Annotated in this window: 16 protein-coding genes; 9 read left to right on the forward strand and 7 right to left on the reverse strand. The window is 48.6% G+C overall.

Annotated features, from left to right (window positions below):
* Nucleotides 1-140 precede the first annotated feature (140 nt).
* The 3 genes from ACFSUC_RS15565 to ACFSUC_RS15575 form a co-directional block, all read right to left on the reverse strand.
* The gene (locus tag ACFSUC_RS15565) at nt 141-866 is read right to left on the reverse strand and encodes an RluA family pseudouridine synthase (RefSeq protein ID WP_379930544.1); all 726 of its coding nucleotides are present in this window, start codon (nt 864-866) and stop codon (nt 141-143) included.
* Between the two features lie 6 nt (nt 867-872).
* Nucleotides 873-1,736 carry a class I SAM-dependent methyltransferase gene (locus ACFSUC_RS15570; protein ID WP_379930545.1) on the reverse strand — a complete coding sequence of 288 codons (864 nt, stop codon included), beginning with the start codon at nt 1,734-1,736 and terminating at the stop codon, nt 873-875.
* A 170-nt stretch (nt 1,737-1,906) separates the two neighbouring features.
* Nucleotides 1,907-2,599 (reverse strand): response regulator, encoded by a 693-nt coding sequence (locus ACFSUC_RS15575; protein ID WP_379930546.1) that lies wholly within the window; start codon nt 2,597-2,599, stop codon nt 1,907-1,909.
* A 136-nt stretch (nt 2,600-2,735) separates the two neighbouring features.
* Here ACFSUC_RS15575 and gerPC point away from each other — a divergent pair, with 136 nt between their 5' ends.
* Entirely contained in the window at nt 2,736-3,377 is a 642-nt protein-coding gene (gene gerPC / locus ACFSUC_RS15580) for a spore germination protein GerPC (protein WP_379930548.1), read from the forward strand.
* A gap of 64 nt (nt 3,378-3,441) precedes the next feature.
* On the opposite strand, the gene ACFSUC_RS15585 is transcribed toward gerPC, so the two are convergent.
* A complete protein-coding gene (locus tag ACFSUC_RS15585) occupies nt 3,442-3,708 on the reverse strand; it encodes a hypothetical protein (protein WP_379930982.1) in 267 nt (88 codons plus the stop codon).
* A 225-nt stretch (nt 3,709-3,933) separates the two neighbouring features.
* On the opposite strand from ACFSUC_RS15585, the gene ACFSUC_RS15590 reads away from it, so the two are divergent.
* From ACFSUC_RS15590 to ACFSUC_RS15615, 6 genes are all read left to right on the forward strand, one after another.
* Nucleotides 3,934-4,380 carry a GNAT family N-acetyltransferase gene (locus ACFSUC_RS15590; RefSeq protein ID WP_379930549.1) on the forward strand — a complete coding sequence of 149 codons (447 nt, stop codon included), beginning with the start codon at nt 3,934-3,936 and terminating at the stop codon, nt 4,378-4,380.
* Between the two features lie 109 nt (nt 4,381-4,489).
* On the forward strand, nt 4,490-4,798 hold the full coding sequence (ppnP, locus tag ACFSUC_RS15595) for a pyrimidine/purine nucleoside phosphorylase (protein WP_379930550.1): 309 nt from the start codon (nt 4,490-4,492) through the stop codon (nt 4,796-4,798).
* Nucleotides 4,799-5,335: 537 nt separating this feature from the next.
* Complete coding sequence (locus tag ACFSUC_RS15600) at nt 5,336-5,539, forward strand: cold-shock protein (RefSeq protein WP_379930551.1); 204 nt, start codon at nt 5,336-5,338, stop codon at nt 5,537-5,539.
* Nucleotides 5,540-5,715: 176 nt separating this feature from the next.
* Entirely contained in the window at nt 5,716-6,195 is a 480-nt protein-coding gene (locus ACFSUC_RS15605; protein ID WP_379930552.1) for a hypothetical protein, read from the forward strand.
* Nucleotides 6,196-6,198: 3 nt separating this feature from the next.
* The gene (locus ACFSUC_RS15610) at nt 6,199-6,414 is read left to right on the forward strand and encodes a hypothetical protein (protein ID WP_379930553.1); all 216 of its coding nucleotides are present in this window, start codon (nt 6,199-6,201) and stop codon (nt 6,412-6,414) included.
* Between the two features lie 195 nt (nt 6,415-6,609).
* A complete protein-coding gene (locus tag ACFSUC_RS15615; RefSeq protein ID WP_379930554.1) occupies nt 6,610-8,097 on the forward strand; it encodes a protein adenylyltransferase SelO in 1,488 nt (495 codons plus the stop codon).
* A gap of 144 nt (nt 8,098-8,241) precedes the next feature.
* Here the strand turns inward: ACFSUC_RS15615 and ACFSUC_RS15620 are convergent, their stop codons facing one another.
* Nucleotides 8,242-8,910 carry a TraX family protein gene (locus ACFSUC_RS15620; protein WP_379930555.1) on the reverse strand — a complete coding sequence of 223 codons (669 nt, stop codon included), beginning with the start codon at nt 8,908-8,910 and terminating at the stop codon, nt 8,242-8,244.
* Nucleotides 8,911-9,134: 224 nt separating this feature from the next.
* Between ACFSUC_RS15620 and ACFSUC_RS15625 the strand changes: the two genes are divergently transcribed.
* Entirely contained in the window at nt 9,135-10,436 is a 1,302-nt protein-coding gene (locus ACFSUC_RS15625) for an APC family permease (RefSeq protein ID WP_379930556.1), read from the forward strand.
* Nucleotides 10,437-10,520: 84 nt separating this feature from the next.
* Here the strand turns inward: ACFSUC_RS15625 and ACFSUC_RS15630 are convergent, their stop codons facing one another.
* Together ACFSUC_RS15630 and ACFSUC_RS15635 are read right to left on the reverse strand one after the other, a co-directional pair.
* Nucleotides 10,521-10,727 (reverse strand): hypothetical protein, encoded by a 207-nt coding sequence (locus ACFSUC_RS15630; protein WP_379930557.1) that lies wholly within the window; start codon nt 10,725-10,727, stop codon nt 10,521-10,523.
* Nucleotides 10,728-11,086: 359 nt separating this feature from the next.
* Complete coding sequence (locus ACFSUC_RS15635; protein ID WP_379930558.1) at nt 11,087-12,997, reverse strand: glycosyl hydrolase family 18 protein; 1,911 nt, start codon at nt 12,995-12,997, stop codon at nt 11,087-11,089.
* A 220-nt stretch (nt 12,998-13,217) separates the two neighbouring features.
* Between ACFSUC_RS15635 and ACFSUC_RS15640 the strand changes: the two genes are divergently transcribed.
* Complete coding sequence (locus ACFSUC_RS15640; RefSeq protein WP_379930559.1) at nt 13,218-13,805, forward strand: DUF309 domain-containing protein; 588 nt, start codon at nt 13,218-13,220, stop codon at nt 13,803-13,805.
* The last annotated feature ends 45 nt before the right edge of the window (nt 13,806-13,850 follow it).

Consider the following 13,850-nt stretch of genomic DNA (forward strand, 5'->3'; position numbering starts at 1 on the left):
ATGTTTATCCCCGATGATTAACCGAAGTGTTTATCCCTATTGGATATCCCCAATGTTTTTTCGAAGTGTTTGTCTCAAATGTATTTCTTCAAAAATTTCAGCTGTGTGTTTGAGTCAAGTGATTAGCTCTGTTTATTACCTCAGGTGTTCATCTCAGGCAATACGTGATGGACAAGCTCCCGCATTTCATCTTCGTGCCAATGGCCCCATTGCTCTGATCGAGGCGGCAATTGGGTGCACCATACCGGTTCCTTTTGTGTCGGATGCTGGAAGCCGATGCGGGTAGACCACAGTGCAATTTGCTGACCGGCACGATTCAACTGCTGTCCGTATTTCTGATCCCCGAACAGCGGATGACCGAGGCCTGATAGTTGGACACGGATTTGATGGGGTCTGCCTGTATGCAATCGGATCGCTACCAGTGTATATCCCTTTTGCGTCGTTCCGCATTGATAGGTCAGTACAGCCTTCTTGCCATTGGGATCACGGGGGTGCGTTCGTGTGACGATGTTCGTTTTGGGGTCTTTGACCAGGTAATCGACCAGTTCTCCATGAAGCGATTGGGGGGTACCATGCACGATCGCCAAATACGCTTTTTGAAAACGGTGTGTACGCACCTGATCAGACAATCTGGATGCGGCCTTGGAGGTTTTGGCAAACAGCATGGCACCGCCGACTGGTCGGTCCAGACGATGGACGAGCCCGACAAATACATTGCCGGGTTTGTCGTACCGCTGCTTGAGGTCCTGCTTCAAGGCGTTAACCACATCGAGATCACGTGTCGCATCCTCCTGAGTCGGCATGTTGAAGGGTTTCTCAATCACGATGACATGATTGTCCTCATACAGAATCGGAAAGGCAGCCATAGGGTGCTAAGCCTCCCATCTGCCTGCAATTCCGCAAGGCAGGAACAGGCTGGATGCTGTGATCGGCAAGCCAATCTCATCGGTTGTCAGTTGACCGCCATATTTTTGTTGCAAGGTCATCGTCATAATGTTGGACAGGACAGCAGGTGAAATGCCGGCCGTATACGAATTGACCAGGAAAAACAACGGCTTCTCCACCAGTACCTGCATACAGGTTTCGATGAACGGATACAGGTCTTTTTCCAGCTTCCATGTCTCTCCATTGGGCCCTCTGCCGTATGAAGGCGGGTCCATGATGATGGCATCGTACTGATGACCTCTGCGAATCTCACGCTGTACAAACTTGAATACATCATCGGTTAGAAATCGCACCTTTTGATGGCCGAGATCAGAGGCATGCAAATTTTCTTTTGCCCACTGCACCATGCCCTTGGCGGCATCCACATGGGCGACCTCGGCTCCGGCGCTTGCGGCGGCCAGAGTTGCTCCGCCGGTATAGGCGAACAGGTTCAGCACCTTGACCGGTCTGCCGGCCTGCCGGATCTTGTCCATGATCCAGGACCAGTTGACCGCTTGTTCGGGAAACAGGCCGGTATGCTTGAAGCTCGTCGGCTTGATATAAAACTGAAGATCCTGATAACGGATTTTCCATCTTTCCGGCAACTCTTGCTCGTACTGCCAATGCCCGCCTCCCGACTGGCTGCGATGATAATGGGCAGCGGTCTTTTTCCAGTCAGGGTTCTGATGGTTGATCGGCCAGATTGCCTGAGGCTCGGGTCTGCGCAGGACAACATCTCCCCAGCGCTCCAGCTTTTCACCATCTCCGGTATCGATAAGCTCATAGTCTTTCCAATCTGAAGCAAATAACATCTGTTCATCATCCCTTGTGTATGTTCTGTCAAATACCTCTATTCTACAATAGTTTAAGCATGAAGGGTATCTTTATCAAAAAACGCGTGCAACCAGACCGATGAACATGGAACATGCAGGTCGTACTTCAAGAAAAAACGCCGGGAATCATCCGCGGCGCAAGGAAAGGGCTATGCATTGAACTTGTATCCGACGCCACGAATGGTGATGATATACACGGGATTTGCAGGATCTGTCTCGATTTTCTTTCGCAGATTGCTAATATGTACCATGAGAGTGCGCGTATCTCCGAGGCTGTCTGATCCCCAGATCTCTTCGTAAAGCTGATCAATCTTGAATACTTTCTTCGGATGCGAGGCCAGCAAAACGAGCAAATCGAACTCCTTGGAGGAGAGGTTAACCTCTTCTTGCTGCACGATGACACTATGGCTAGATAAATGGATTTCCAGTCCGTCAAAGATCAGGACATCGGGCTGAGTCTGATTCGGCTCGATCATGGAATGTCTGCGCAAGTGAGCCTTGACCCTGGCAACCAGCTGACTTGGACTGAACGGCTTGGGTATGTAATCGTCACCACCTACACCGAGACCTAGAATGACGTCCAGATCATCGCTTTTGCAACTGATGAACAAAATCGGGATGTGGGATATTTTTCGGATGGAACGGCACACTTCAATTCCGTCCATACCGGGAAGCAGTACATCCAGTATTAACAAATCCGGTTGATGCTGGGCCAGCATATCCAGTACTTGGTCACCTTCCTGGCATGTGACCACTTCGAATCCTTCTTTCATTAAATACAAGGAAATCAGCTCGAGAATATCGGTTTCGTCGTCGACAATTAAGATTTTTTCGCTAGTCATGTCAATCTCCCCATTTCCCTACCATTATACTCGGTTTTTGGATGAACTTCAACGAAGTTGGCATTGGATCAGGCCGGATCTCCAGTCATGAGGCTCGATTATTCCGGCATACAATAAGGAAGAGGAGGCGAACGGGATGAAGGAAGAGTTCCATGTGTACGCACTATTGGAACAAACGTTGAGATACATGATGTGGCAAGCTGAAAAGCTGCATCAACTGCAACATTCAGTGACGACTTTGGAAGAGCGGCTAAAACAAACACAGGACCCGCCAAACCAGACCTCGATTGAGCGAATTGAATATCATTTTGATCAGTTGAAAATTGAGACGCTGGAGGGAACGCTGAATATCGGATTAACGCCAAGTGGAGGAAGCCGGATTGAAGACTTCATGGTTCAGAACCAGCAGCCACCGAAACCTGGACCGCCCCAAAGTGAAAGTGAGCAAAACGCACAGGAGTTTGAAGAATTGCAGGAATCTGAACCCGTCTATCTTGAGGTAAAAGAAGATATTCAGCGCTTTCTAGACGGTGATGTGTATCAGAGAATTGTCGAGTTCGAGGATCTGTATGAAAATCCGCTCACCCATGAACAGAGAATGGTGATCATTGAGGATGTGCGCAAACAGATTCCACAGCGAATCCGCCATTATTTGCAACACCCCGACGTCACCTCCCAGTCTCTTCAGCCCCGAATCCGCGCAGATATTATCAATGGCATTGAACAGTTTATGAAAAAACAGAAGCCCCTAACCCAGAAAAATGATCCGCAAAGCTAACAGCGCATCGATCTGATGCGCTGCTTCAGGCGTGTGTCTATTCATGTGCCAATTGCGATCTCTTCTACCAGCCAAATCCTCCGTAATAGCCTGGATATCCATAGCCCGGATAACCATACCCGTAAGGTCGACCGAATCCATATGGTGATTCCGCAACGGCAAGGGTATCAAACAAAACGAGCGGGAGAATCGCCTTTGTTCTGACAGGTCCTTTGGACTTGGGTTGGATGAAAAGCTTGAGCTTGTTGCCTGAAATCTTCAGCAGCTTTCCTTCTACGATCGTACCGTCTTTGCGCAACGCCGCAATCTGCTTGCCCTTCCATTTATGCATGTGCTTCAAGATGTATCCTCCTTTCAAGGTCAGCACTTCGCTTCTATTGTATGCCAATGGCTGAGCAGCGGTTGGACATGCGTACCCTATCTCGCAAATTGGGCTTCTTCGGCAGGGCAATGAAAAGCCGTTCACGCATAAGATAAGGCAAAACCAAAACAAGACAAAATGAAAATAGGGCAAAGTGGGATCAACCAAAGCATTTGTCTCTGGGGGAGTGTGGACATGCGGATACGGCTGATTAAAAATCCGGCAGATCATGATTTCATCTTCCGGTTAGTAAAAGATGAGATTCTGCCTCACGCTACTGCGGTGCGTCGCAGAGAAGTCGATATGTATTGGACAAGGGCCCATATGCGAAAACGGCTAAGAGCCGGGAGAACGTGGGTGGCGGTCAAGCAGGGCCGTTCAGTCGGCCTTGTACACGCGGTTGTGCAGTCTCAAGCGGTATGGGTGGATTTGCTGGCTGTTCTCCGCAGTGAACAAGGGTCGGGGATCGGGGAGAAATTGTTGAAACGGGTCTTCCAATATGCAAGTTACAAGAAGCAGAAGACCGTACAGGTAGCCGTGGATGGCGGCAATACAAGGGCCATGAGATTTTATGAAAAACACGGGTTTCGGATCGTTGATTATATACCTGAATGGGACGTCCATGTGATGCGGAGATCATAAAAAAAGAACGTGGCAATGAATTTGGGATATGGTACATTATAGGAGCAGACCAGATGCAGGCTGCAAAAATGAAGCGACATAAATGACACAAAAGGATGCGTGACAACAGATGGATCAGTTGAATCAGGTTGCAGTTTACAAAAAAGCCAATGTATATTTTGATGGTAAAGTGACGAGTCGGACGGTTATGCTACCAGATGGCAGCAAGGCAACGCTCGGGATCATGCTGCCGGGAACCTATACGTTTTCTACGGATCAGAAGGAACGGATGGACATACAGGCCGGTGAACTGGAATATCGCCTGGAAAATGGCGACTGGATCAAGATTGAGGGAGAAGGTAGCTTTGACATTGCGGCTCATTCCTCTTTTGAAGTCAAAGTAGTTTCAGTCGTGGATTATTACTGCACGTACGGGTAAGGCATTTGGATCGACTAGCAGGAGGGTCTAGGGAATTTTCTTGGCATTCCATGGGGATACTGAGTGGTACCGCTGGATTCATCGGGATACCGAGGGAACCTGGGGGATCGCAGGGACATGAGGGGAACACGAAATCAGGATGTTTCCTCTCCACTCCTTTTGTTGACTGATACTGTAAAATGTGCTATAGTAGTTAAACAGCTTCAATATTGAACGGAACAATGAATTCAATTATGTTTTTGCAAGCCCAATTCGTACTGGCGCGGTCATCGGAGCCGCAAGGATGGAAGAGAGGCAGGGCTTTCGTTGTTTTAGGTTTCAATGATGTAAGAGATAAAATGCGTAATCATCGAATAAAATGTAAGCAAATCGCTCATACTTGTATAGGAAGTCTGGTATTCACATATTATTTGGATTATCACTTCTAGCGGCATCGGGCCACCATCAGGTGACTGGTAATCCTGCATAATATGTGAATTTTTATGGCCTCTGGGCTGATAAACTTGCATATTAGATAAGATTAGAAGGAGTGTTCTCATGACTACACAAGGAACAGTAAAATGGTTTAACGCAGAAAAAGGTTTCGGATTTATTGAAGTGGAAGGCGGAAGTGACGTATTCGTTCACTACAGTGCGATCCAAAGCGAAGGCTTCAAAACATTGGAAGAAGGACAGCAAGTTCAGTTTGATGTCGTTCAAGGCAATCGTGGGCCGCAAGCTGAAAACGTCACAAGGCTGTAATTGCTCGATGCCATAGATAGGATGAAACGACCGCGATATTCGCGGTCGTTTTTTATTTTCAAAACCATTTATCATGTCATTTCTCTTGTCCGATTCAGGCTTGCAACCCGACCTCGTTTCGTTCATAGTGAAGGTACAGGATTGCAGTCTGAATGAAGTGGAAGGTGGGAAAGAGGATGAACCAGACGACCAAGGAAACATGGCTGGCTGCGGCCATTATGCAAGTGTTGACAGAACAAACCAAAGGGGCCTACCTGAGACTGCTTGACGTGGCTGAGATCGAGCTGGATGAAAATGGATTGGCTGCTGAACTGTTTGTGCTGTTCCGCTTTGCTGCCAGTCAGGGAGTCAAGCAGACGTTAGCCGGGAAAGAGGCCATAGATGCAGGCGAATTGTTGCACATTCTGGATACCTTGCTGAATGAAGTGATCGAACAGGTGCTGCCGGCGGGCAGAGAAGGACTGGGTGTGCGCCTGGAGATGTACGAAGAATCGATTGAAGAAGAGGGACAGTGGATGTCTGTTTTTGAAGACCTGGTCGGTGAGGAATCTGAAGCATTTGCGACCGAGATTCAACAGCTGTATGAACAGGTATTTGAACAAACGATCCGCTTGATTCAAGATACAGATGCAGCAGGCACTACCATGGTGCACTGAGTGATGCGAAACGAAGGAGCTGAACAGAATACCGTTCTGCTCCTTTTGCATGTAGATGGCCTCATTGTTCACTCGTTAACATTCCTGATTCTTTCCATTAGGCAGTATGACTACTTCCGTTCATTCGTATCGTGTGCTGCGATTTGGTATGATGAGGATAGTGTGGCACGCATGAAGCTGGCAACCAGTATGAAAATGTTGCAGGTGAAACGTGAGTAGAATGAGGAGAAAGAAGAGAAAGAAGAGCCAAGAGCAATCAGTGAAGAGTAAGAGTTACCAGTGCAGTGAGGACCGTGCAGTGAGGACCGTGAAGAGAATAATGAACAGAGAACAATGAATTGAGAACTGTGAAGAGAGAACAATGAATAGGAAACAGTGAAGTGAGAACTGTGAAGAGAAAAGAGAGGTGTAAGCATGACAGAAAAGAATCGGCAATCGCATTTACATGCAGGCTGGAACTTCGACAACAGTTATGTCAAGCTGCCGTCGTCTTTTTATACCCGACTGGACCCAACACCTGTCGCTGCGCCCAAGCTGGTCAAGCTGAATGAAGCCTTGGCGGATGAAATGGGACTCGAAACCGATGCGTTGCATGAGGAAGAGGAAGCCGCTGTATTTGCAGGCAACTGCGTACCGGAAGGGGCTGCTCCACTCGCTCAGGCGTATGCAGGTCACCAGTTCGGTCATTTTACGATGCTGGGGGATGGCCGTGCCATTCTGCTGGGTGAACAACTGACACCTGCCGGAGAACGGATGGACATACAGCTTAAAGGCTCGGGACAGACGCCTTACTCGCGGATGGGAGACGGACGAGCGGGCCTGGGTCCAATGCTTCGGGAATATATCATCAGCGAAGCCATGCATGCACTGGGTATTCCGACTACCCGAAGTCTGGCTGTAGTCACGACCGGAGAGTCGATCATGCGGCTGACAGAAGAACCGGGTGCTGTCCTGACCAGGGTGGCTGCCAGTCACTTGCGTGTCGGGACTTTTCAGTATGCAGCGGGCCTTGGAGACAACAGGAAGTTGCAGGCGTTGGCCGATTATGCCATAGAACGGCACGACCCTGACTGTGCTCATGCAGCATCGCCATATTTGTCTTTACTTCAAAGGGTGATCGCTCGTCAGGCGAAGCTGATTGCGAAGTGGCAGCTTGTCGGGTTTATTCACGGGGTGATGAACACTGATAATATGACCATTAGCGGAGAAACCATTGATTATGGACCTTGTGCATTTATGGATGTGTATCATCCTGAAACGGTATTCAGCTCCATTGACCGACATGGCCGCTATGCATATGGCAATCAGCCGAAGATCGCGTCCTGGAATCTGACCCGGTTTGCGGAAAGCTTGCTGCCGCTCATTCATCAGGATGAGCAAGAGGCGATCCGACAGACGGAGGAGGCCTTGACTGGCTTCGGAGAACAGTTTTCAGAACATTGGCTGACTGGCATGCGAGCGAAGTTGGGCCTGTTTGATGAAGAAGAGCAGGATGAATCACTCATCCATGGATTGCTTGCGCTGATGGAGAAATATGAAGCGGATTTCACCAATACGTTTCGTGCCATGTCTCTGGATCATACGACATCAACGGATCACGATCTGTTTCAAGCGGAAGAATTCCAGAAGTGGAAGCAGCAGTGGGAAGACAGGCTGAACCGGCAGTCCGAGTCTAGGGAAGCGGCCCAGGAACGAATGCGCGCACATAATCCAGCCGTTATCCCGCGGAATCATCGTGTAGAGGAAGCGCTGAAGGCTGCGGAGGAAGAGGGGGACCTGAGTGTGATGGATAAGCTGCTGAATGTACTTGCAGCACCTTATGCCTATTCGCCTGAGCAAGAATCCTATACCGTCCTTCCCCAGCCATCCGGGCGGCCCTATCGCACGTACTGTGGAACGTGATCCCCACCTGAAACCCCATTGGAATCCCCATCGTTATTTCCATTGGAGCAAGTGAAGACCCGTATTCATCGCCATGACATCCTTGGGGCAGCATCGCCCCAAGCAGATGCTGTGGCTTTTTTTTGTTATGGTGCAGACTGAGCATTAACTGAGCAGCAAGGTTAGCAAATAAAGCGCAAGCAAATGGACTGGATAGAAGGTTCGGTACACCCATTTGAACAACGGATGCGGCAATGCGGGACGTTTCATTTGTGTATGCCACACGATCAGGCCACTGCCGAGCAAACTGAACATTTGCAGATAGTTGTGCGTGAAATCGAGAGACCAGATCAACAGGTTCAGCAACACATGATAACCGAGCAGGCTCCATGGCTGAGTGGACGTATAACGATAAATGAGTACCAGCACAATGCCATAAATGCCGTAATCCATCGGGATCAGGATGGAAGCGAGAAGGATCGCTGCGGCCAGCAACCCTTTGAACAATGGCTGTATACGTAGATCCTGGACATACAGGTAGATGAGCGCGAGTAACAGGGTAAAGATGACATTCAATTGACCCGTATTCAACGCAAGCATAAATGGCAACTGGGAAACACAGGCGAGGATGAGCAGTCGAATCGCATATTTTTTTCGGCTGCGGGTATGCACATACCCCTGGACCAAAAGCCAGCTATATAACGGAAAGGCACACCTTCCGATCACTCGATACAGATTTTCTTCCGGGAAAAAGACGACGCCGACATGATCAATGAGCATCGTCAGCATGGCGAGATAATGGAGCATAGGCGCAACCTTTCTAATCAGCTTCATAGGTAAATATGTCGCAAAGCGTACGGATTCATTTCTTTCAGTATACGTTGATTTCGCTGTCATTGCAGCCGTTAAATTCCCGCTGGTCTTCCGGTTAGCGCTCTTTTCAACTTATTTCTGCAAAATCAGCGAAGGAGTTTCGTCTTCCCCCGTTTCAGCCAGGAGAGGCAGGGTAAGAAGCAGATAGGGTATAGGGGTATTTGTTTGTGGAAAGGAGTGTCCAGATGACGACGTACAAGAAAAACAGCATATCGCTGACCGGAGCTGTAGGTCTTGGGACCGGCGTGATGATTAGCGCGGGTATCTTTGCCTTGCTCGGACAAGTTGCTGACCTGAGCGGCTCCTGGTTTCCTCTGATGTTTATTCTCGGGGGCATCGTTACGGGATTTAGTGCCTATTCCTATATCAAATTGAGTCAGGAATATCCTTCCGCGGGCGGGATCGGCATGTTTCTTGTCAAGGCATATGGGAAAGGGACGGCTGCGGCCACGGCTTCACTTTTGATGGCCTTCTCGATGGTCATTAACCAAAGTCTGGTGGCCAGAACCTTTGGCACCTATACACTTCAATTGTTTGGAGATGACCCTCACGACTTTTGGATTCCACTCTTGGGTGTAGGTTTGCTTGCCTTTGCTTTTTTGGTGAATTTGTCGGGCAATGCGTTTATTCAGTCCTTCACTTCCATTTTTTCACTGATCAAAATTTTTGGCCTGAGCCTGTTTGCCATTGCCGCGCTTTCTGTAGTCGGATTCTCCTTTGCACCTGCGAGTGGAGGACAAAGCGACATTTCTATAACCTGGCAGAGCTGTATGGCATCGATCGCCTTGACGGTGCTCGCTTTTAAAGGGTTTACGACCATTACGAACAGCGGCTCCGAAATCAAGCATCCGAAGCGAAATATCGGAAAGGCCATTTTTATCTCTATTTTGATCAGTCTGATTGTCTATTTGCTGCTGGCCTGGGCGGTATCCAGTAATCTGGGGATCGAACAAATCCTCAAAGCGAAGGATTATGCATTGGCCGAGGCGGCTAGACCAGCTTTAGGCGAAGGAGGAGTCTGGCTTACTGTTGGAATCGCCATGATTGCGACGGTTACAGGAATCATCGCCAGCGTATTCGCCGTATCGAGGATGCTCGCCATGCTGACTGATATGAAATTGATTCCGCACCGTCATTTTGGCATGCCGGGCAGCATTCAGAAGCATACCTTGGTCTATACGATTGTGATCGCCATGGCTCTGACCATTGTATTTGATCTGAGCCGGATCGCTTCGATGGGCGCGATTTTGTATCTGGTGATGGATATGATGATTCATTGGGGGGTCTATCACAAGCTCAAGGGAAAAGTAGAGGCGAGACGGGGTATCGTACTGGGTGCGCTGGTTTTGGACGGTGCGGTACTCGCTGCATTTTGTTATGTGAAGATATTAACCGATTCCCATATTGTCTGGATCTCTGCATTGGTCATCCTCCTCATACTGGCGGGAGAGAAGAAATATCTTCAGAAGTCTCTTCAGAAGTCCTGACCCGAATCATGTTTCGCCATTAAACAGGCCAGCTTCCCACATGGACAGGATCGCATCCATCCGTGTTGAGAGCTGGCCCTGTTCCTACATTCTAACAAGCAAAATGATTAACACAGCAAAAAGAATCGTCCCGACGATATAGAAGACGGACAGGCGTGTCCAATATTTCTTGGTCTTCTGATCATACTCGGGATTTCCTTCCTTGTTTTTCCTGGAAAGCGCAACCATAATGGTGGCTAGTGCGCCGATCAGGATAAAGACAGCTGACAATACATAATAAAGTTGTGACATATGACCCCTTCTTTCTTGTTTATTCTCCAAAAAAACCAAGGAAATTTTCATGGAAATAGTTAATTTGCCCCAATCCTTGCTATCATCGTACATGGAGAACTCTTCGTTATGAGAAGTGTAACATAAGTAACAGGATTATACAGACGTTGCTAAGCGGAGAATTCGAATATTATGAGACAATTCTGAAGGTTATGCATAGACAAGTATAGACGGTTACATGCAGGAGGTTAGTTGGCAATATAACAAAAAGACAGGAGCGGGACGATATGCTCCTGTCTTTTCCATAGTAATATGCACGTTTTGACATCCTATGTCACTGTAGTGGCATAGGATGTGGACCCGTGGACAGAAGGGTCAAATTACTTCTCTGTCAAAATGGTTTCCCAGAAATTTGACGGTTCCTGTCCCAGTCGCCATGCGGCAACCCCGCCAAGCCGATATTCCTGCGCCAGATCGAGCCTGGATGTCAGGGAGTTCTGGTCTTCCTTCCAGAATACATACGTATAACCGTCCTTGACATATTTAATCTTGTGGTGACCGTTCGTTTCGTCCCATTCTGATGTATACGCATTTTCTTTCAGCAGCGTCTCTACAGCAGCTGCATATAACGCACGGTTGCCCACCAGCTTGCCATTGCCGTCCAGCTTCCATTCACGGATATAGAACGGCATGCCGAGCACGAGCTGATCGCGAGTCATGCCATAGGACAGGAATTCCTGAACGCCTTGCTCGACCCACTTGATGCCAGCTACAGGACCCGGAACGGTACTGCCTTTCCAGTGCTGGTCATAAGCCATGATGATGATGGTATCCATAAATTGGGCCAGCGCTTCATGATCGTAGGCCGTCTTGTGATTCCAGGCGGCGCTGCCTCGCGGAAGATCAATAGAGACTTCCAGACCTTTGGAATGGGCATAGGTAACAAGCTGTTTCATAAATGCGGTATAGGCGCTCCGATCGCTGGCGGAGACCGCTTCAAAGTCCATGTTGATGCCGTCTACACCAAGCTCAGCACTTTTGTCTACAAGGGTTCGGATGAAATGTTTTTGAGCATCTGAGTCTGCCAGAAATTTGGAGGTCAGCTGGCTATCGAATTGGTTATGTACCAATGGATGAACTTCAATCCCCCGACCATGCAGCCATTTCACAAGAGAAGGGCTGGACAGATCTTCAATATTGCCTTTGGCATCGGTGAGTTTGAACCAAGTCGGAGCGTCCACATCCAGTGCGGTCGCCTGTTCGACCTGGGCTTTGATGGCACTGTCACTGGCCGTTCCGTTCCATGCCCATACCTTCAGGCGAAGCGTGTTGTCCCAGAGCGTTTCTCCCTGACGATCCACCACTTTGCTGCGGGCCAGTCCCAGTGCATAGCTGACAGCACTGTCTATCGTATGGAAGGACTGAACATGACGGTCTTTCTGATACACTTGATAGTGCGGCATGATCGTCCAGACTTCTCGGTTGTCAAATTCAATGGATGTGTTGACGTAGCCCTTGGCATATCGGATGGCCATTTCCAGATGAGCAAATTGGTTGATTTCACGACCGCTCTGCTTGACGACAAACGGTTTACTGTTGGCATATACTTGCTGACCGGTTGCCGTGTTGAGGATGGTAGACTCATCATGCTTCAAAGCTTCCCGAATAGCATCCTGCAGAAATGAAAAGCGCTTCGTTTCGGTCGAGGTTTGGAATCGAAGCTCATAGACAGGGGCCTGATTGCGAAATTGCTGACGCTGCTTGTCCGTCAGGTTGTCCCATACCCACTGATTCGTTTTCAGCTTGATAATATGGGCATTGCCCCATTTCTTTGCTTCCTGTCTGGCTGCATCGAAATCATCAAAGGACCATTGCGGTAGGGTCTTATCTCCCTGATACACCTGGTAGTCCGCATAGTTGTCCCACAAGATGCCGGGCTTTTGCAGATTTTTGATGATGGCATCTTTTTGCGTTTTGGCAGTGGCCAGTGCCTGTTCATAGGTAGCATAGACCTTGTTCAGGGGCACACCCTGTACGATGACCTGATAGGTTGGAAATGAGCTCCACAACCATCTGCGGGTTTTCAGATCCTCCACATAACTGTTGCTGAAATACTTGGCATAGGCAATTGCCTGGTTTCGGCTGCTGAATTCTTTCAGGGAGGAGTCGTTTTGGTAGACGCGGTAACGGGTGGTCTGATCTTCCTTGGCGGATACAATAGAGACTGCAAAGACCTGACAGATGAGTGCAACGGCAATCAGTAGAGACAGACGACACTTCCAGTTTTTCATTGATCAATCCTCTTTCTGCTAGATTCTACTCTATTAGACGAGGAGCAGGCTGGAAGGTTGCGATGGTAAATGATAGAAACCTGTTTCGAGTTCGATGACAGTTCAATGAGTCGAATGCAGAAGTGAGTACAGTCAAATAGTCAGACGCTTTATTGATGACAGTCAAATCGTCAAATGCTGTATTGAGGTCACAGATTTGGTACAGTAGAAGAAGCCGTATGTGAAAAGAGAAATTGTACGGGAGAAGACAGGGGGATGGAAAGTGATGACGTATCGGGACGAAACAGGGATACCGGAAGCATTGGTGGATTATATGGTGTATTTCCATGGAGAGCGTGATTATTTTGAATGCCATGAAGTGATGGAGGAATACTGGAAGCAAGATCTGACATCCGCAAGCGCTGATCTGTGGGTCGGCTTGATTCAATTGGCTGTGGCGATGTATCATCAGCGCAGGAATAATCTCAAAGGAGCCGTACGGATGCTCTCCTCCGCCATGGAGAAGCTGGATCAGCCAGATGTAGAGGCGATTGGTATCTCACGTGAGCCATTTATAGCAATCCTGAAGGAACGATTGCAGGTGCTGCGGGAAGAACCATCTGGTTCTTCTTATACAGACTTGAACATCCCGTTAAAGGGCGAACTGCTGGCCCGTTCCATAGACAAATGCTCGCAGACTGGCAATGAGTGGTGCACACCCAGCAATATGCAAGCGTCCTCACTCATTCACAAGCATTCCATGCGTGACCGGTCCGAGGTCATTGAAGCGAGGAGAAAGGCGCTCGAACAAAAACAAAGAAGCCGATGAATCGTATGCATCGGCTTCCTGGATCAGAAATGAAAGTTCATGAAT

It is taken from the genome of Marinicrinis sediminis, assembly GCF_042685085.1.
GTDB lineage: Bacteria > Bacillota > Bacilli > Paenibacillales > KCTC-33676 > Marinicrinis > Marinicrinis sediminis.

Bases quoted from the DNA above. Each gene is read 5' to 3' on its own strand.
- ACFSUC_RS15565 (WP_379930544.1), bottom strand. From the start codon at position 866: ATGGCTGCCTTTCCGATTCTGTATGAGGACAATCATGTCATCGTGATT.
- ACFSUC_RS15570 (WP_379930545.1), bottom strand. From the start codon at position 1,736: ATGTTATTTGCTTCAGATTGGAAAGACTATGAGCTTATCGATACCGGA.
- ACFSUC_RS15575 (WP_379930546.1), bottom strand. From the start codon at position 2,599: ATGACTAGCGAAAAAATCTTAATTGTCGACGACGAAACCGATATTCTC.
- gerPC (WP_379930548.1), top strand. From the start codon at position 2,736: ATGAAGGAAGAGTTCCATGTGTACGCACTATTGGAACAAACGTTGAGA.
- ACFSUC_RS15585 (WP_379930982.1), bottom strand. From the start codon at position 3,708: ATGCATAAATGGAAGGGCAAGCAGATTGCGGCGTTGCGCAAAGACGGT.
- ACFSUC_RS15590 (WP_379930549.1), top strand. From the start codon at position 3,934: ATGCGGATACGGCTGATTAAAAATCCGGCAGATCATGATTTCATCTTC.
- ppnP (WP_379930550.1), top strand. From the start codon at position 4,490: ATGGATCAGTTGAATCAGGTTGCAGTTTACAAAAAAGCCAATGTATAT.
- ACFSUC_RS15600 (WP_379930551.1), top strand. From the start codon at position 5,336: ATGACTACACAAGGAACAGTAAAATGGTTTAACGCAGAAAAAGGTTTC.
- ACFSUC_RS15605 (WP_379930552.1), top strand. From the start codon at position 5,716: ATGAACCAGACGACCAAGGAAACATGGCTGGCTGCGGCCATTATGCAA.
- ACFSUC_RS15610 (WP_379930553.1), top strand. From the start codon at position 6,199: ATGCGAAACGAAGGAGCTGAACAGAATACCGTTCTGCTCCTTTTGCAT.
- ACFSUC_RS15615 (WP_379930554.1), top strand. From the start codon at position 6,610: ATGACAGAAAAGAATCGGCAATCGCATTTACATGCAGGCTGGAACTTC.
- ACFSUC_RS15620 (WP_379930555.1), bottom strand. From the start codon at position 8,910: ATGAAGCTGATTAGAAAGGTTGCGCCTATGCTCCATTATCTCGCCATG.
- ACFSUC_RS15625 (WP_379930556.1), top strand. From the start codon at position 9,135: ATGACGACGTACAAGAAAAACAGCATATCGCTGACCGGAGCTGTAGGT.
- ACFSUC_RS15630 (WP_379930557.1), bottom strand. From the start codon at position 10,727: ATGTCACAACTTTATTATGTATTGTCAGCTGTCTTTATCCTGATCGGC.
- ACFSUC_RS15635 (WP_379930558.1), bottom strand. From the start codon at position 12,997: ATGAAAAACTGGAAGTGTCGTCTGTCTCTACTGATTGCCGTTGCACTC.